The organism is Streptomyces sp. NPDC028991 (assembly GCF_055564775.1).
Genome location: NZ_JBVHVP010000007.1, coordinates 252,708 through 268,871, shown reverse-complemented (window position 1 = coordinate 268,871; position 16,164 = coordinate 252,708). Strand labels below are relative to the sequence as shown.

General features: G+C 72.3%; 15 protein-coding genes and 1 pseudogene. 6 read left to right on the top strand and 10 right to left on the bottom strand.

All coding sequences use genetic code 11. The features are described 5' to 3' along the window. Positions 1-130: 130 nt before the first annotated feature. Positions 131-505, top strand: a complete 375-nt coding sequence (locus tag ACZ4V1_RS17825) for an RNA polymerase-binding protein RbpA (RefSeq protein ID WP_003977404.1) — start codon at positions 131-133, stop codon at positions 503-505. A gap of 184 nt (positions 506-689) precedes the next feature. On the opposite strand, the gene fxsA is transcribed toward ACZ4V1_RS17825, so the two are convergent. The 4 genes from fxsA to ACZ4V1_RS17805 form a co-directional block, all read right to left on the bottom strand. After that, positions 690-1,262 carry an FxsA family membrane protein gene (gene fxsA / locus ACZ4V1_RS17820; protein ID WP_468336334.1) on the bottom strand — a complete coding sequence of 191 codons (573 nt, stop codon included), beginning with the start codon at positions 1,260-1,262 and terminating at the stop codon, positions 690-692. Positions 1,263-1,308: 46 nt separating this feature from the next. Further along, positions 1,309-2,304 (bottom strand): polyprenol monophosphomannose synthase, encoded by a 996-nt coding sequence (locus ACZ4V1_RS17815; protein WP_468336331.1) that lies wholly within the window; start codon positions 2,302-2,304, stop codon positions 1,309-1,311. Between the two features lie 524 nt (positions 2,305-2,828). After that, a complete protein-coding gene (locus ACZ4V1_RS17810; protein WP_468336328.1) occupies positions 2,829-4,433 on the bottom strand; it encodes an amidohydrolase in 1,605 nt (534 codons plus the stop codon). Positions 4,434-4,547: 114 nt separating this feature from the next. Beyond that, on the bottom strand, positions 4,548-4,988 hold the full coding sequence (locus tag ACZ4V1_RS17805) for an Lrp/AsnC family transcriptional regulator (RefSeq protein WP_468336325.1): 441 nt from the start codon (positions 4,986-4,988) through the stop codon (positions 4,548-4,550). 266 nt (positions 4,989-5,254) lie between these two features. On the opposite strand from ACZ4V1_RS17805, the gene ACZ4V1_RS17800 reads away from it, so the two are divergent. Next, entirely contained in the window at positions 5,255-5,692 is a 438-nt protein-coding gene (locus ACZ4V1_RS17800; RefSeq protein ID WP_468336322.1) for a hypothetical protein, read from the top strand. Positions 5,693-5,948: 256 nt separating this feature from the next. After that, a complete protein-coding gene (locus ACZ4V1_RS17795; RefSeq protein WP_468336319.1) occupies positions 5,949-6,248 on the top strand; it encodes a hypothetical protein in 300 nt (99 codons plus the stop codon). Here the strand turns inward: ACZ4V1_RS17795 and ACZ4V1_RS17790 are convergent. Next, the gene (locus ACZ4V1_RS17790) at positions 6,211-7,383 is read right to left on the bottom strand and encodes an acyl-CoA dehydrogenase family protein (protein ID WP_468336316.1); all 1,173 of its coding nucleotides are present in this window, start codon (positions 7,381-7,383) and stop codon (positions 6,211-6,213) included. The genes ACZ4V1_RS17795 and ACZ4V1_RS17790 overlap by 38 nt on opposite strands. Positions 7,384-7,601: 218 nt before the next feature. On the opposite strand from ACZ4V1_RS17790, the pseudogene ACZ4V1_RS17785 reads away from it, so the two are divergent. Next, positions 7,602-7,868 (top strand): annotated as a pseudogene (locus ACZ4V1_RS17785) (glycosyl hydrolase family 18 protein); the annotation flags it as partial. A 56-nt stretch (positions 7,869-7,924) separates the two neighbouring features. Here the strand turns inward: ACZ4V1_RS17785 and ACZ4V1_RS17780 are convergent. The 3 genes from ACZ4V1_RS17780 to ACZ4V1_RS17770 form a co-directional block, all read right to left on the bottom strand. Further along, positions 7,925-8,584: a TetR/AcrR family transcriptional regulator gene (locus ACZ4V1_RS17780; protein WP_468336313.1), complete on the bottom strand. Its 660-nt coding sequence runs from the start codon at positions 8,582-8,584 to the stop codon at positions 7,925-7,927. Between the two features lie 82 nt (positions 8,585-8,666). Then, on the bottom strand, positions 8,667-8,807 hold the full coding sequence (locus tag ACZ4V1_RS17775) for an SCO1431 family membrane protein (protein WP_468336310.1): 141 nt from the start codon (positions 8,805-8,807) through the stop codon (positions 8,667-8,669). Between the two features lie 200 nt (positions 8,808-9,007). Beyond that, positions 9,008-10,393 (bottom strand): peptidase C39 family protein, encoded by a 1,386-nt coding sequence (locus ACZ4V1_RS17770; RefSeq protein WP_468336307.1) that lies wholly within the window; start codon positions 10,391-10,393, stop codon positions 9,008-9,010. A 386-nt stretch (positions 10,394-10,779) separates the two neighbouring features. On the opposite strand from ACZ4V1_RS17770, the gene ACZ4V1_RS17765 reads away from it, so the two are divergent. Then, positions 10,780-11,388 carry a uridine kinase family protein gene (locus ACZ4V1_RS17765; protein WP_468336489.1) on the top strand — a complete coding sequence of 203 codons (609 nt, stop codon included), beginning with the start codon at positions 10,780-10,782 and terminating at the stop codon, positions 11,386-11,388. A gap of 443 nt (positions 11,389-11,831) precedes the next feature. Beyond that, on the top strand, positions 11,832-13,688 hold the full coding sequence (locus ACZ4V1_RS17760) for an AAA family ATPase (protein ID WP_468336304.1): 1,857 nt from the start codon (positions 11,832-11,834) through the stop codon (positions 13,686-13,688). Between the two features lie 15 nt (positions 13,689-13,703). On the opposite strand, the gene ACZ4V1_RS17755 is transcribed toward ACZ4V1_RS17760, so the two are convergent. After that, on the bottom strand, positions 13,704-14,753 hold the full coding sequence (locus ACZ4V1_RS17755) for a hemolysin family protein (RefSeq protein ID WP_468336301.1): 1,050 nt from the start codon (positions 14,751-14,753) through the stop codon (positions 13,704-13,706). Next, positions 14,750-16,084, bottom strand: a complete 1,335-nt coding sequence (locus ACZ4V1_RS17750; RefSeq protein WP_468336298.1) for a hemolysin family protein — start codon at positions 16,082-16,084, stop codon at positions 14,750-14,752. The genes ACZ4V1_RS17755 and ACZ4V1_RS17750 overlap by 4 nt, the downstream gene beginning before the upstream one ends. Positions 16,085-16,164 lie beyond the last annotated feature (80 nt).

Genomic DNA, 16,164 nt, shown 5'->3' with positions numbered 1-16,164 from the left:
CGACTGCGACGGCGACGCAGACGCCCGGAACGGGAGCGGGACGGGAATCTTTACCGCCGCCCGGACGTTGACCGGATGACGACGACAGCGACACCTGTCCTGTGGGCGACAAGCCCGGGAGGCACGATTCATGAGTGAGCGAGCTCTTCGCGGCACGCGCCTCGTGGTGACCAGCTACGAGACGGACCGCGGCATCGACCTGGCCCCGCGCCAGGCCGTGGAGTACGCATGCGAGAAGGGGCATCGATTCGAGATGCCCTTCTCGGTCGAGGCGGAGATCCCGCCGGAGTGGGAGTGCAAGGTCTGCGGGGCCCAGGCACTCCTCGTGGATGGCGACGGCCCTGAGGAGAAGAAGGCCAAGCCCGCGCGTACGCACTGGGACATGCTGATGGAGCGGCGCACCCGCGAGGAACTCGAAGAGGTCCTCGAGGAGCGGTTGGCCGTTCTGCGCTCCGGCGCGATGAACATCGCGGTACATCCGCGAGACAGCCGCAAGAGTGCGTAGCGAAAACCCGTAAAGGCGTAACCAGCACTACCGAACACCGCGGGTGCCGTACGTGAACTTCACGTACGGCACCCGCGGTTTCGCATGTCCTCGTTTGTCCTCGTTCGGTTTCGCGTGCCTTCGTTGCCGGTGCCCGCCGGGCGGGCCCGGAGCCGTCCGTCCGCCCCCGGGCCCGTCGACCGCCTCAGCGCGCCAGCGGAGGGCGAGGGTCCTGCGGTGCGTCGTCCGGGTCGTCCCGTATGACCTCGCCCTGGACGACCTTGCCGTCCTGCTGCTGCATGCGGGCCTGGCGGAACGCGTCGCCCAGGGTGCCCGGGCCGGCCTCGCGGAGCTTGCGCTCCACCGTCCGCTCCGCATGGCGGCTCACGGCCTTCTGGACCGGGGGCAGCAGCATGAGCAGGCCCAGGGCGTCCGAGATCAGGCCGGGGAGGATCAGGAGCAGTCCGCCCAGCATCATCAGGCCGTTGCCCTCGCTGTTCGGTCGGGCCTCGGGCATGACGCCGGACTGTTGCTGCTGCAGCGTCTCCGTGAGGTTCCTGAAGGCGCGGCGGCCCGCACTCTTGATCACCACGGATCCGAGGACGATGCCGGCCACCAGCAGCAGGAAGACCACGAACCCGCTGGAGGCACTCGCGACCACGGTCAGCAGCCAGATCTCCAGCACGAGCCACGCGGCGATGCCCAGCGGCAGGAACGTGCGCAGCCTGGAACGCGGGGGCCGGGCGGGGGACCTGGGGGTCTGAGCGCCAGTCGTCATACCCCCAGTGTGCCTGGCCCCGGCTCAGTGCGGCATAAGGGGACGATCAGGCGTTCCTGTCAGGCGCCTGTGCCGACTCGTCGCCCGGCTCCGCCGACGACTTCTCGGCAGCTTCGCCGGCCGGCCTCCCCGCCGCATGGTTCACCGGCCCGTCCGCCGGCGCTTCGGCTGACGAGCCGCCAGGCTCACCGGCCGCCCCGCCCGGCTGCCTGCCGGGCTGCCTGCCGGGCTGCCTGCCGGGCTGCCTGTCGGGCTGCCTGTCGCGGCCCAGCACCTTGCCGACCCGCTCCCCCACACCCCACGTGGTGACCCGCCACAGCGCCTCCACGAGGATGTCGCGGCTCATCTTGGAGTCGCCGAGTTCACGCTCGACGAACGTGATCGGCACCTCGACGACGTGGTAACCCGCCTTGATCGCCCGGCGGGCGAGGTCGACCTGGAAGCAGTAGCCCTGCGAGGAGACCTCGTCCAGGCCGAGCCCCTCCAGGGTCTCGCGGCGGAAGGCCCGGTAGCCGCCCGTGATGTCGCGCAGCGGCAGGTCCAGCGCGAGGCGCGAGTACATGCTGCCCCCGCGGGAGATGAACTCGCGCGACTTGGGCCAGTTCACCACCCTGCCGCCGGGCACCCAGCGGGAGCCGAGCACCAGGTCGGCGCCCTTGAGGGCGGTCAGCAGGCGGGGCAGCTCCTCGGGCTGGTGGGAGCCGTCGGCGTCCATCTCGATCAGCACGCCGTAGCCGTGCTCCAGGCCCCAGCGGAAGCCCGCGAGGTAGGCGGCGCCCAGACCCTCCTTGCCCTTGCGGTGCAGGACCTGGACGTGATCGTCCTCGGCGGCCAGCTCGTCGGCGAGCTTGCCGGTGCCGTCGGGGCTGTTGTCGTCGGCGACCAGAACGTGCGCCTCGGGGACCGCCTCACGCACACGCGCGACGATCGCCTTGATGTTCTCCGCCTCGTTGTAGGTCGGAATGATCACCAAGGCCGTGCCCAGGGGGCCGAACCGCCTCCCCTGCCCCGCTACCGCGGGCGTCCCGTCGCCGTCGTTCACCGCTGCCCCTTCATGTCCGTACGCAGAGGACCACCATAATCGCCGCGGCCTGCGGAGACGTGACAGGACGCCCGTACGGTGGTGTCGGATCCGCTGGACCGGGGTAGGGATGGCCGATTAGGGACGTTTGCGCGGCGGATGGGGGCCCGGCGCCCTTCGGGCCGACCTGGGACCCGCCGGCTGCGGGTCGACCTAAGCCGTTGTCTACTGAGCGCCCGGGCCCCACCCGGGTCACACCTCCCGACCGGCCGGAACGTTCCCTCGTCGCGACGCGAGCGCTGAGCCTGGCTCCCAGTGACGGTGCCCGGTGCGGCACACCGTCCCTGACCCAGCGGCGCCGCGACGCGTGCGCGGAGGATTCCCCGGTCGGGCGTCCGGTGGTGGACTCGGCCGAACCTACCGGCCTCCCGCCGTCGCCTGTCAACAGTCGTTCGACCTGCGGCTTCCGTGTCAAAGCCCAGGTCAGCACGGAGGACGCGCAGGTCGTACGCGGGAGAAGATCATCGCCCCGTCGGCCGTGTGGATCACTCGCCCGGCCGTACGAAGACCGTGCGGCCGCCCACCACGGTGCGCAGGCAGACGGGCAGGTCCCGGCCCGGAGTCAGATCGGGCAGGCCGGGGGTACCGGAGCGCGGGTCGGTCGACCAGCGAGCGACCCGGTCGTCGGGAGCCTGGACCACCAGCTCGCCGGTACGCCACACGGCGTAGTCGGCGGGCGCGCCCGGCACCAGGACGCCCGCGTCGTCGCGGCCGATCGCCCGCCATCCGCCGCGCGTGTGCGCCGTGAACGCCGCGCGCACGGAGACGCGGTGCTCCGCCGTGCGGTGGAAGGCGGCGGCCCGGACGGCGCCCCACGGGTCGAGGGGCGTGACCGGGCTGTCGGAGCCGAAGGCGAGCGGGACACCGGCGCGCAGCAGGGCGGCGAAGGGGTTGAGCGTGCGGGCCCGCTCGGCGCCCAGACGCCGGGCGTACATGCCGTCCTCGCCGCCCCACAGGGCGTCGAAGGCGGGCTGGACGGAGGCGGTCAGGCCCAGTTCGGCGAAGGCCGCGACGGTCTCGGGGGTGAGCATCTCGGCGTGCTCGACGCGGTGCCGGGCGGCGCGGACGCGGGCGAGGCCGGCCTTGCCGGCGGCGGCGCGCACGCCCTCCACGACGGCGGCCACGGCGGCGTCGCCGATGGCGTGGAAGCCCGCCTGAAGGCCTGCCTCGGTGCAGGCGACGACGTGGGCCGCGACGGCTGCGGCGTCCAGGTAGCCGGTACCGGTGTGCCCCGCGTCGGCGTACGGCTGGTGCAGGCAGGCGGTGTGCGAGCCGAGGGCGCCGTCCACGAAAAGGTCGCCTGCGGCGCCGATCGCGCCCAGCTCCCTCGCCTTGTCGACGTCCTGTTCGGCCCAGTAGCCGACCACGCGCGGCCCCGCCTCCTCGGCCGCCAGCCGCAGCAGACCGGTGAGATCGTCCTCGGAGGAGATCTCCGGTCCTGCGCACTCGTGAACGGTGCCGATGCCGAGGGAGACGGCGTGCGCGAGCGCGGCGCGCTGGGCCTCGGTGCGCTGTGCGGGGGCGACGGCCCCGAGGGCGGCGGCGCGTACGGCGTGGTGGGCGCCGGCGGTGAGCGGGCCGTCCGCACGCCCGACGTCACCGGGGACGAGGTCGAGCAGAGCGGTGGTGACGACGGCCGAGTGGACGTCGATACGGCTGAGATAGAGGGCGCGGCCACCGGTGGCGGCGTCCAGCTCGGCACGCGTCGGGGGCAGCCCGTCGGGCCAGCGCGAGGCGTCCCAGCCGTGGCCGAGCAGGACCCGGTCGTCCGGGCGGGCCGCGGCGAAGTCCCGTACGAGGGCGAGGGCCGCCTCGCGGGTGGCGGCACCGGAGAGGTCGAGGCCGGTGAGGGCGAGGCCGGTGGACGTGGTGTGCACGTGTGCGTCGGTGAACGCCGGGGTGACCAGGGCGCCGTCCAGGTCGATCACCTCGTCCACGCCGTCCGCGAAGGCGTCCGCGGCGCCCTCGGAGCCGACCCAGGCGACCTGGCCGCGTTCGACGACCATGGCCGTCGCGAAGGGGTCGGCGGGACTGTGGACCTCGCCGCGGCGCAGCAGGACGGTCGTGGACGGGGTGGTGGGCTCGCTCATGAGCACCAGTCTCACCCTTCGCGCGAACGGCTCCGCACGCAGGGCGACGCCGCGCGGGAGTCCGGGCGCGCCGAACGGCCGGGATCCGCGGCGGTGGGGCGGCGTTGCCGTCGGTCAGATCCGCGGCGGCCGGGACTCGTACGGCGTCGACAGGACCACGGTGGTCCGTGTGGAGACCCCGGCGAGGGAGCGCACCCGGGCGAGCAGTTCCTCCAGTTCGTGCGGGGTCGACACACGCACCTTGAGGATGTAGTTCTCGTCGCCCGCCACACTGTGGCAGGCCTCCAGTTCGGGGACGCCGGCCAGGCGGTCCGCGATGTCGTCGGGGGCGCTGGGGTCGAACGGTTTCACCGAGATGAAGGCGGTGATCGGCAGCCCGACGGCCTCCGGGTCGACGACCGCGGCGTACCCGCGGATGACGCCACGCTGTTCCAGCCGCCGCACCCGCTGGTGCACGGCCGACGTGGACAGGCCCGTGGCCTTGCCCAGGTCTGTGTAGCTCATCCGCCCGTCCTTGACGAGCAGCTGCACGATCTGTCGGTCCAGCTCCTCCATGGCGCAAGAACCTACAGTGCGGTTGATCTCCTCGGATACCTGAGCAGCCCAGGTCGTGCCGGTTCGTGATGCGAGGGGGACCCGACCGGCGGCCGCGGGGGGACAAACCGGCCGTCCGGGGCACCTGCGGGTGGCATGTGATGAAGACCACACCTCCCGAACGGTCTCCGTGATGCTCTCGTGATTACCCCGGATTGGGGACGGGAAGTGCTTGCTGTGGTCGAGGCCGCAGTGCCGTCACGGCCCAGCCCGAGGGGGAGAATCCCATGCAGAGTCTTAAGCGCCCTGGTCGTACCGCGTCCAAGCGGCAGCAGCCGGTCGTCGAGCCCGTATCGGAGGGCGTCGAACCCGACGCATTCGACGACGAGGAACCCGACACCTACGACACCTTCGAGATGTACCGGGTGATCTGCCCGGACTGCGCGCAGCCCATCGCCCTGCTGGCGGACGAGGAGGTGCTGCCGGAGCACGCGCTGTGCGCGTCGCCGTGGAACCCGTTCGGGCTCTCGGTCTGCGCCGGCACCGGCCGCCGGGCCACCGAGGCCCGTCCCGCGGACGAGTCGTTCCAGCCTCACGAGCAGGACACCGCCCTGCTGTTGACGCTCCCCCGAGGCCTCGACTGGCGGACCCAGCCCTTCTCCCACGTCGGCGGCCCGGGCTCGCGCCCGATGCGCGTCCCGACGATGCGGCGCGAGGCGGCCTGAGCCGCCGGGCACGCACCGTCCGGGGGGACGCCGCCCGATTCCACTGATTCACCCGCGCCACGGCTCGGAGCAGGCCGCCGTGGCGCGGGCCGGTGTGTTCCGACGTGTTCCACCCCGGTCGGGCCGAGGGCCGGCGGCCGTGTGCCGGGTCCGGTCCGGTCCGGTCCGGCAACGGCGACTCGGTGGTGGACGCCCGCGAACTCAAGCTCGATTCCCCGGGCCGGTGACCTGTCCGCCTTTGCCGCGTTGCCCGGGTATGACCCCCACGTACTCGGCGACCGGGCGTCGGCGCCGCGTGTTCGTCCCGGTGCCCGCGGGGCCGGTTCCGCCGGCTCCGCAAGTCCCGGACCCGCCGATCTACCGTGAGCTGATGCGGACCTGGGCCGATCGCGGCCGTACCCTGCCGGGGCGCGATGACCCGGAGTGGGTCCGGCTCGCGGCGCCTCCGCGCGGGCTCGGCGACGCCTTCTCCACCGGGGAGCCGTTCACCACCGGCGACTTCCGTGTCACCGGCGCCTTCAGCGTTCCTCTGGACCCGCGAGATGACGGGCGATGACCATCCGCTGGATCTGGTTGGTGCCCTCGACGATCTGCAGCACCTTGGCCTCGCGCATGTACCGCTCGGCCGGGAAGTCCGCGGTGTAGCCGTACCCGCCGAGGACCTGCACGGCGTCGGTGGTGACCCGCATCGCCGTGTCGGTGCAGTGCAGCTTGGCCATGGCGGCCTGCTTGGCGAACGGCAGTCCCGCGTCCCGCAGCCGTGCCGCCGTCAGGTAGAGCGCGCGGCCGGCCTCGATCTGGGTCGCCATGTCGGCGAGCATGAAGCGCAGCCCCTGGAAGTCGGCGATCGGCTTGCCGAACTGCCGCCGGTCCGCCGCGTACGACACCGCCTGGGCCAGCGCCGCCTGGGCCACGCCGATCGCGCAGGCGGCGATGCCCAGCCGTCCGGAGTCGAGCGCGGACAGGGCGATCGCGAAGCCCTGCCCCTCGTCTCCGAGGCGCCGGGTGTCGCAGACCCGCACGCCGTCGAAGTGGACCTGCGCGGTGGGCGAGCCCTTCAGCCCCATCTTCTTCTCGGGCACCGCGGCACTCAGTCCCTCGGCGTCGCCGGGGACGAGGAAGGCGGTGATCCCACGCGGCCCCTCCTCACCCGTGCGCGCCATGACGGTGTAGAAGTCGGCGATGCCACCGTGCGTGATCCACGCCTTGGTACCGGTGAGCACCCAGTCGTCGCCGTCGCGTACGGCCTTGGTGCGCAGCGAGGCGGCGTCCGAGCCGGAGGCGGGTTCGGAGAGGCAGTAGGCGCCGAGCAGGCCGCCACCGAGCATCGCGGGCAGGTGCTCGAGCTGCTGCTCCTTGGTGCCGTAGGCGGCGAGCGCGTAGGAGGCGAGCGTGTGCACGCTGACGCCGAGACCGACGGTGAGCCGGGCCGCGGCGAGCTCTTCGAGGACCTGGAGATAGACCTCGTACGGCTGCTCGCCGCCGCCGTACTCGGCGTCGTAGGGCAGGCCGAGCAGGCCGGATTCGGAGAGCAGGGCGAAGACCTCGCGCGGAAAGCGTCCGGCTTCCTCCTCCTCGGCCGCGCTCGGGGCGATCTCACGCTGCGCGATGTCGCGGACGAGCGAGATCAGATCCCGTGCCTCATCCGTGGGCAGTTGCCGGTCCACCGGCTGCGGGGCGCGGTCGGGCATGTCGACGCTTTCCTCCCTGTCGGGCACATCGGCGGATGTGCGCCTTGGGTGGAGGCGGCTCCGCCGGGTCGTTCGGCCTGGCCGATGCTCGCACTCCCGGGTCGCGGAAGCGGCTGACCAGCGGCTGTGCGCTGTGAGTATGCCCGATTGGAGGCATGGAGTCACCAGTTAACGACCGCTTACTTCAAGAAATGCTCCGGCCGCCGGGACAGGGGCGGATCCCGGCACTCGCACCGGAGCATGGCATCGGCTTCTACGGCCGCGGCTGGACCGGCGGCACCCAGGCCGCGCCGGGCGGCACGGCGACCGGCACGGTGGCCGGCACCGCGTACGCCAAGTGCGGGAACGACTGGCGGAGTCACGACACTCCACAGACCATCGCGACCAAGATGACGTACAAGAACCAGCAGGGCCTGGGCGGCACCTTCTTCTGGGAGCTGAGCGGGGACACCGCGAACGGTGAGCTGATCCGGGCGATCGACTGACCACGGCCACGGGGGCACGGGGCGGAGGCCGGTTCGGGTCTCCGCCCCTTCGCCCGTCAGTCTTCCCGGCGGGCGGGGGCCGGGGCCGGACAGGCGGGGTCCAGTTCCTCGATGGCGCGCAGGGTTCCGCCGAGCGATTTCACCAGGAGCTCGCGCATCGTCTCGCGGGACAGTCCGGGACGGCCGATCCAGTCCAGGGTGGCACCCTCGACGCTGCACACCCAGGAGAGCAGCCCCATGCGGGCCAGTTGTCCGATGTCGGAACGGCCGTACGCTCCTTCGGCGATGGTGACGACGATCGCCTCGCGGACACCGTCCCGGATGGCGTGCACCTCGGCGTCGAAGCCGACTCCGCCACTGACGATCGTGCGATAGGCGGCCTGGTTCTGCTCGGCGTAGCGCAGATAGCCGTCGATGGTGCGGTGGACGCGGTCCACCTGGGGCAGTTCGGTCCCTCGCGCGGCGGTGGTGACCAGGCCGGCGACGGAGTCCTGGATGATCGCCAGGTAGTAGCCCCGCTTGGACTGGAAGTAGTAGTAGATCAGCCCCTTGGCGACATGCGCCTGGCGGGCGATGTCATCCATCGAAAGCGCGTCGTACGACGTGTCGGCGAACAACCTCCGCCCAATGGCGATGAGTTCGGCGCGGCGCGCCGCCGAGCGCTCCGTGCCGCGCGCCCGGGGACGGGCATCGGCGCGCTGTTGACTGATATTCAATTTCGACCCTGGTCTCCTACGGGCAGCGGGACATCCGCAGTATTGCAGGTCGGATCGTGGGGCAGGTCACATGACGGTCACGTCACAGCAGTCCCAGCTGCACCACGAGCATCGCGATCACCACGACGAGGGTCCAGCCCATGACGTGCTCGAGGATCTTCGGGCCGTCGTCCTTGGGGCCGCCGGTACGGACACGGGCGGCGGTGGCGGTGTGTGCGGTCATGGCTTCTCGCTGATCTCGGCGTTCGGTGGACTCCCCCCGGAGACTCCCCCTCGCGGTAACCCTGTCCACCTTGCCACCGCGAGCGGCTTTTACGACCGAGACCTTGGTCACAGCGACGGCCCCCGGAGCTTCGGCGCCGGGGGCCGCCGTCGCGGTGCGGGGGCGCGGTGCGGGGGCGTGGTGCGGGGGCGTGGTGCGGGTCAGCGCACGCCCACCGCCGCGAGGGCCTCGCGCTGGCGCGGGCTCGGATGTGCCGGGAAGTACAGGTAGCAGACGCCGCCCGTGCCCGAGACGACCTTCCCGCTCGCGTTGTACCGCTTGGTTCTGAGCCAGATGTTCTCCCACTCACGCCGCTTGTAGACGCGGCGCACGGCCTCGTTGTCGTCCGAGGCGGGGTCGTTGGCGATCACGTCGCCTTCGGCCGTGAAGCCGATCACGGTCATCAGATGGCCCGAGGTACCGTAACCCGCCCCCGTCAGCTCCTTCTCCAGGAAGGACTGGGACGTTATGGCCGGGATACCGGCCGCGATCAGCGTCTCCAGGTCGGCGAGGGAACCGAGACGGGTGACCACGCCCTGCAGGCCCTTGAAGGTGGCCGCGTAGGCGGCGTTGAAGGGCCAGTTGCCGCAGCCCTCGTACTGGTAGTCGTAGGTGTACCTGGCCGCGTGGCAGACCTGCGGGTCGGCGTAGGAGGGATCGACCCAGGCGAGCTGCTCCTCGGTGAGCCGGCCGCCCCAGTACTCGATGACCATCTGGGAGGAGGTGGGGCTGCACCAGGCCTCACCGCCGTTGTCGTACTCGGGGTACTGGCCTTTGTGGATCTCCTGCGAGTAGCGCGGGACGCGCAGTTCCCGGGCGAGGCCGGGGGCGGAGGCCGGGACGGTGAAGCGGTCGGGGACGTCGGAGCCCATCGCGCCGAGCCGCCAGACGGTGGGCGTGGCCCTCGTGCCGGGGCGGCGGTGGAGGGTGAGCCTGAGCCGGTAGGAGGTCAGACGCAGCCCCGTGGAGGCGTCGTCGACGGCGAACGTGTCCGTCCACACACTGCTCTTCCCGTCGCCCTGGTCGTCGACCGAGGTCCGCCGGATGTCCTGGTCACCGTCGCCGGCCGCCCAGCGGCCCATCACGTACCAGGGTGTGTCCGTGCCGTCGGAGTAGGTGCCCTTGAGTTCGACCTGGATCCAGGTGCCGCTCGGGGTGTGCGCGTTCCAGGAGGCGATGACCTCGGTCGAGGGCACGGCGAGCCGGTGGACGGGCGAGGTCCAGGTCGCGTACTCCCAGGCGGTGGTCCTGCCGGTGTGCGGGTCTGTGTAGTCGGCGCTGCCGGCCGGGGCACTGATCACGATCCCGGGCCGGGCGCCCGCGACGGGACGGGCGCCCCGCACGGTCCCGCTCCGCCAGTCGCGGAACGTGGTCCAGGCGCGGTAGTCGACCTGTCGGGCGGTGGCACGGCCGGGGTCCGCGCCGCCGGCGCCCGAGTTCTTGCCGGGCGTGGCACCGGCGGTGGCCGGAACCGCGACGCCCGCCACGGCGGCGACGACGGCTGCGGCCAGGACGGTTCTGCGGGACGGCTGTTCGGCTCTGCTCATGGGCGGAAGACCCCCAGGTGTCCGAGTCGGGCGGGTCCGTTGCACGGTTGTGCGCCAACTATGGCGGCAGGCGTCCGCTCCTGCCAGCACCTCTGCGCCCGCCACGCCATGAACATTGGTGTCGACCAGTGGCGTGCGGTGGAACACAGGAGAGCACGGGGGCGGGGATGAGCACGGGAACGGGTGGGGGCGGGGACGGTGACTCGCCCGGTTCGGTTTCGGCCGGTGGGGCGCTCAGGGGGGTGGAGGGTGGGGTGCAGAGGGCGGGGTGTGGAGGGCGGGGTGCAGAGGGTGGGGGGTGGACGGCCGGGGCGTCGGGGCTCCGGCGGGCGCGGTTAGAGTGCGGGCGAACGACGTCCGTCCCTTCGCGCCGCCCGGGATCCGCCATCCACGACCTCGCAGCCCGGCTCCGCCGGCTTCCCCCCTCCTGCGGGCCCGTGCGCCTGATCGGCGTCGACGGGCACGCCGGCTCCGGAAAGTCCACGTTCGCCGGGCGGTTGGCCGCCGAGCTGGGCGGTGTGCCGGTACTGCACCTCGACGACATCGCCAGTCACGACGAACTGTTCGACTGGACCGGGCGGCTGCTGAGCCAGGTGATCGAGCCGCTGCGGCGCGGCGAAACCGCGCACTACGCCCCCTACGACTGGCGGGCGCGGACCTTCGGCGCGGCCCGCGCGCTGCCGCCGGACCCGGTGGTCCTGGTGGAGGGCGTGGGGGCCGGCCGTGAAGCGCTGCGTCCGCACCTGGCCCACCTGCTCTGGATGGAACTGCCGCGCGAGGAGGCGTGGACGCGTGGGCGGGCGCGCGACGGAGCGGAGCAGCGGACGTTCTGGGACGGTTGGATCCCGGCGGAGCGCCGGCACTTCACCGACGATCCTTCGCGCCCCTTCGCGCACCTTCTGGTGCGGCAGAGGGAGAAGGGGTACGAGGTATTTCCGGGACCCGAGGGAACCACCTCCCTGGCCTATTTCCTCACGCAGAGTGATGGCCGGTAGGCAATGTGGTGAACACGTGAAGATCGCCGCCTGACCGCCGGCCGGAGTGCCTCAACTCCGCTTGACCCGGGGGCCGTACAGGTCTTACGTTCTGAATGTGCGGCCCTCAGGGGCCGTCGGCAGACGCGAAGCCCCCGGTTGTTCCCCCGTGATCGGGGGCTTCGTTCTGCCCTGAGCGCGATTTGCGGCTGCTCCGGGGCGCCGAGTACTCACCCTCGGTCACCGTCCGGCACGCTCCCCGTCTGCTCCCGCCTCGTGCAACGGCCTGCCCCGGCACCCTTCGAAAGGGGAGACCGCCGCGGGTACGATGCCCCCGGTGCGACCTACGGGCGGTTGCCGCGCGCACCTTGCAACTCCGGCCCGCGGTACAGCCGTTGGCCGAGGCGGTCGGCGGGCCACGGCTCGGCGGCATACCGACGGGGGCACGGTACGTGGGGGACGGGATGGACTTCGGCACGCAGGGCGCACAGGCCCCGGCCGACCTCGCCTGGCTGCGCGGCGTGGACGCCTACACCATGGGGGCCTATCCGCAGGCGGAGGAGGAGTTCCGGACAGCGGTGCGCATCGACCCCACGATGGCCGACGGCTGGCTGGGACTGCACGCGCTGCGCGTCGACACCACCAGCGCACTCCTCAGGATGTTCCGGCACCGGGAGCGCTTCGGCGAGCAGCGCGCCCGCCACCGTCGCACGCTCAACTCCTGGTACTGGCTGGGCTGGTGGGTGCAGCCCGTACTGGAGAACCCCCGCGACCTGCTGCTGGCGCACGCCTCACACTGGCTCGACGGCCGCCACGTCCCGGAACTGGACCGGGCCCTGGCCGGGCTGCCGCCCGTGGACACCGACCCCCAGGTCCGCTTCCTGCACGCCTGCCGCGCCTACCTCGTCAAGGACTGGGAACAACTCGTCCGGCACACCGACCCACTGCTCGGCGACCCCCTGCTGGGCATCGAGGCCGGCCTCTTCAGCGGGATGGCCCGGGTGCGCCTGGAGATGTACGGGCAGGCCGAGCCGCTGCTGTCGGCTGCCCTCATGCGGTGCCGCAGCGAGCAGCCGCAGCGCAAGGAACTGCGCTACTGGCTGGCGCGGGCCCACGAGGGCACGGGCCGCAGTGCCGCGGCGCTGCCCCTGTACCGGGCCGTCCACCGCGTCGACCCGGCGTTCATGGACACCTCGGCCCGGCTGGCCGCGATCGCCGAAGGCGACGGCTACGACGACTCCACCGACCTCGCGGGGCTCGCGGGGGCCGGTCTGGGACCGGAGGGCCTCGACGGGCTCGACCCCCTTTTCGGCACCGAGGAGCGCGACGTCAAACTCTCCGTACCCGAGCCCTCCCCGGCCGCCCCGCTCCCCTCGCTGGGCGGTCCGTCCGTGCGCGAGAAGGCCGGCGGACCGGACCCCTCCCTGCCCACCGGGCCCACCGACCCCGCGTTACTGGAGGAGGCGCTCGCCGAGCTGGAGCGCATGGTGGGGCTGGAGCCGGTGAAGCGTCAGGTGAAGGCCCTCTCCGCGCAGCTGAACATGGCGCGGCTGCGGGCCGGGCAGGGCCTGCCGGTCCAGCCACCCAAACGGCACTTCGTCTTCTCCGGCCCCTCCGGCACCGGCAAGACCACCGTGGCCCGCATCCTGGGGCGCGTCTTCTACGCCCTCGGCCTGCTCGGCGGCGACCACCTGGTGGAGGCGCAGCGGGCCGACCTCGTCGGCGAGTACCTCGGCCAGACCGCCGTGAAGGCCAATGAACTGATCGACTCCGCGCTCGGCGGCGTCCTCTTCGTCGACGAGGCGTACTCCCTGTCCAACTCCGGTTACGGCAAGGGCGACGCGTACGGCGACGAGGCGCTGCAGGTGCTGCTGAAGCGGGCCGAGGACAACCGGGACCACCTGGTGGTGATCCTGGCCGGCTATCCCGAGGGCATGGACCGGCTGCTGACGGCCAACCCGGGGCTGTCCTCGCGCTTCACCACGCGGGTCGACTTCCCGTCGTACCGGCCGCTGGAGCTCACCTCGATCGGTGAGGTCCTCGCGGCCGAGAACGGGGACGTGTGGGACGAGGAGGCGCTGGACGAGTTGCGGTCGATCGCCGGGCACGTGGTGGACCAGGGGTGGATCGACGAGTTGGGGAACGGACGGTTCCTGCGGACGCTGTACGAGAAGAGTTGTGCGTACCGGGATCTGCGGTTGTCCGTGTACCCGGGGTCGTTGACTCGCGACGATCTGGCGACGTTGCGGCTGCCGGATCTGATGCAGGCCTACGGGGAGGTGCTGTCGGGCCGGGGGCCGCAGGATCCGTCGGCGTTGTGAGGCGCGGTCCGGCGCCTATGTCGCCAGCGTCACCTCGCGGTGGGCCGGGTCTCTGACCTCCCCGACCAGTAGCTCCAGTACGTCCTCCAGCGCGACCAGGCCCAGGGCCCGCCCCGAGGCGTCCGTCACCTGGGCCAGGTGGGTTGCCGCGCGGCGCATCACGGTGAGGGCGTCGTCAAGGGGCAGTTCGGGGCGGAGGGTGGTCATCGGACGCCAGAGGTGCTGTGGGACGGCCCGGTCGGAGTCGTCGGAGTCCAGGACCAGGTCGAGGACGTCCTTGACGTGGAGGTACCCCATGAAGGCGCCCTTCTCCGCCGCGACCGGGAAGCGCGAGTAACCGGTGCGGGCGGTGAGTCCGACGATCTCGGCCGGCGTGACGGACGGGCTGACCGTGATCAGGCACTCGCGTGCGAGGAGCACGTCGGTGACCGGGCGGGAGCCCAGTTCCAGGGCGTCCTCCAGGCGTTCCTGCTCCTCCGGGTCGAGCAGGCCCGCCTGGCCGGCGTCCCCGACCAGCCGGTTGAGCTGCTCGCTGGTGAAGACGGCCTCCACCTCGTCCTTGGGCTCGACGCGGAAGAGCCGCAGGATGCCCTGGGCGCAGGCCCCGAGGGCGGCGGTGATCGGCCGGCACAGGCGGGCGAAGGCGACCAGGCCGGGGCTCAGCCACAGCGCGGCCTTCTCCGGGGCGGCCATCGCGAGGTTCTTCGGGACCATCTCGCCGATGACGAGGTGGCAGAAGACCACGGCGGCCAGCGCGATGACATAGCCGAGCGGGTGGATCACGCCGTGCGGCAGGTGGATCCACTCGAAGACCGGCTCCAGCAGGTGGGCGACCGTCGGCTCGGCGACCGCGCCGAGGGTGAGGGAGCAGACCGTGATGCCGAACTGGGCCGCGGCCATCATCTGCGGCAGCCGCTCCAGGCCGTACAGCACCTGGCGGGCGCGCGCCGTGCCGAGCGGCTCGATCTGACTGCGGCGGACGGAGACGAGGGCGAACTCGGCGCCGACGAAGAAGCCGTTGGCGAGCACGAGCAGCGCGGCGAAGAGGAGTTGCAGCGCGCTCACCGGGCGGCCTCCAGCACGGAGACCGGTGCCGTCCGCACCAGCCGTATGCGTTCGGCGCGGTAGTGGCCGACCTGGCGGACGCAGAGGCGCCAGCCGGGGAGTTCCGTCCGGTCCCCGACGGCCGGGATCCGGCCGAGCCGGTCGGCGACGAGACCGGCCACGGTCTCGTACGGTCCCTCGGGCGCGTCGAGGCCGATGCGCCGCAGGGCGTCGACGCGGCAGCTGCCGTCCACGTCCCAGGCGGGCCGGCCGTCCTCGGGCGGGGCGGGGGCGAGTTCGGGCACGTCCAGGCCGTCGTGCTCGTCGCGGACCTCGCCGACGAGCTCCTCGACGATGTCCTCCAGGGTGACGACGCCGGCCGTGCCGCCGTACTCGTCGACGACGACCGCGATGGGCTGCTCGCTGCGCAGCCGGGTGAGCAGGGGCCGTACGGGCAGGGTCTCGGGGACGAGCAGCGCCGGGCGGGCGATGCGGCCGGCGGGGGTGCGCAGCCGGTCGGGCGCGGGGACCGCGAGGGCGTCCTTGAGGTGGACCATGCCGACGATCTCGTCGATCTTCTCCCGGTAGACGGGGAAGCGGGACAGGCCGGTGGCCCGGGTCAGGTTGACGACGTCCTCGGCGGTGGCCGAGGAGTGCAGGGCGCTGACCTTCACGCGCGGGGTCATGACGTGCTGCGCGGTCAGCCCGCCCAGCGACAGGGTCCGTACGAAGAGGTCGGCGGTGTCCTGTTCCAGGGCGCCGGCCCGGGCCGAGTGCCGGGCCAGGGAGACCAGTTCGCCGGGGGTGCGGGCGGAGGCCAGCTCTTCGGTGGGTTCGATGCCGAGCGCGCGGACCAGGCGGTTGGCCACGGCGTTCAGCGCGGCGATCACCGGATGGAAGAGCCGGGCGAACGCGTGCTGCGGACCCGCGACGAAGCGCGCGACCTGGAGTGGCTTGGACACCGCCCAGTTCTTGGGCACCAGCTCGCCGATCACCATCTGCACCGCCGAGGCCAGCAGCATGCCGACGACGACGCAGACGCCGGGGACGGCGCCGTCGGGGAGGCCGGTCGCCGTGAAGGGGCCGTCCAGCAGTCGGGCGAGCGCCGGTTCGGCGAGCATGCCGACGACGAGGGAGGTGATGGTGATGCCGAGCTGGGTGCCGGAGAGCTGGAATGACAGCTCCTTCAGGGACTCGACGACCCGGCGGGCACGTCGGTCACCGTCGGCGGCCGCCTGCTCGGCGTCGGGGCGTTCGACGGTCACCAGGCCGAACTCGGCGGCGACGAAGAAGCCGTTGGCGAGGATCAGCAGGAACGCGGCTGCCAGGAGCAGCAGCGGGGTGGTGGTCATGATGCCGCCGCCTGTGGGGAGTCACAGCAGGGGGCGGCGCAGGTACTGCAGGACGATCCGTCCATCGCCGGGGGGAGTCA

Excerpts from the sequence above, each read along its gene's own strand:
- ACZ4V1_RS17805 (WP_468336325.1), bottom strand. The coding sequence starts at position 4,988 with ATGGAGGAGCTGGACCGACAGATCGTGCAGCTGCTCGTCAAGGACGGG.
- ACZ4V1_RS17760 (WP_468336304.1), top strand. The coding sequence starts at position 11,832 with ATGGACTTCGGCACGCAGGGCGCACAGGCCCCGGCCGACCTCGCCTGG.
- ACZ4V1_RS17790 (WP_468336316.1), bottom strand. The coding sequence starts at position 7,383 with ATGCCCGACCGCGCCCCGCAGCCGGTGGACCGGCAACTGCCCACGGAT.
- ACZ4V1_RS17795 (WP_468336319.1), top strand. The coding sequence starts at position 5,949 with ATGACCCCCACGTACTCGGCGACCGGGCGTCGGCGCCGCGTGTTCGTC.
- ACZ4V1_RS17750 (WP_468336298.1), bottom strand. The coding sequence starts at position 16,084 with ATGACCACCACCCCGCTGCTGCTCCTGGCAGCCGCGTTCCTGCTGATC.
- ACZ4V1_RS17825 (WP_003977404.1), top strand. The coding sequence starts at position 131 with ATGAGTGAGCGAGCTCTTCGCGGCACGCGCCTCGTGGTGACCAGCTAC.
- ACZ4V1_RS17770 (WP_468336307.1), bottom strand. The coding sequence starts at position 10,393 with ATGAGCAGAGCCGAACAGCCGTCCCGCAGAACCGTCCTGGCCGCAGCC.
- ACZ4V1_RS17810 (WP_468336328.1), bottom strand. The coding sequence starts at position 4,433 with ATGAGCGAGCCCACCACCCCGTCCACGACCGTCCTGCTGCGCCGCGGC.
- fxsA (WP_468336334.1), bottom strand. The coding sequence starts at position 1,262 with ATGACGACTGGCGCTCAGACCCCCAGGTCCCCCGCCCGGCCCCCGCGT.
- ACZ4V1_RS17775 (WP_468336310.1), bottom strand. The coding sequence starts at position 8,807 with ATGACCGCACACACCGCCACCGCCGCCCGTGTCCGTACCGGCGGCCCC.
- ACZ4V1_RS17800 (WP_468336322.1), top strand. The coding sequence starts at position 5,255 with ATGCAGAGTCTTAAGCGCCCTGGTCGTACCGCGTCCAAGCGGCAGCAG.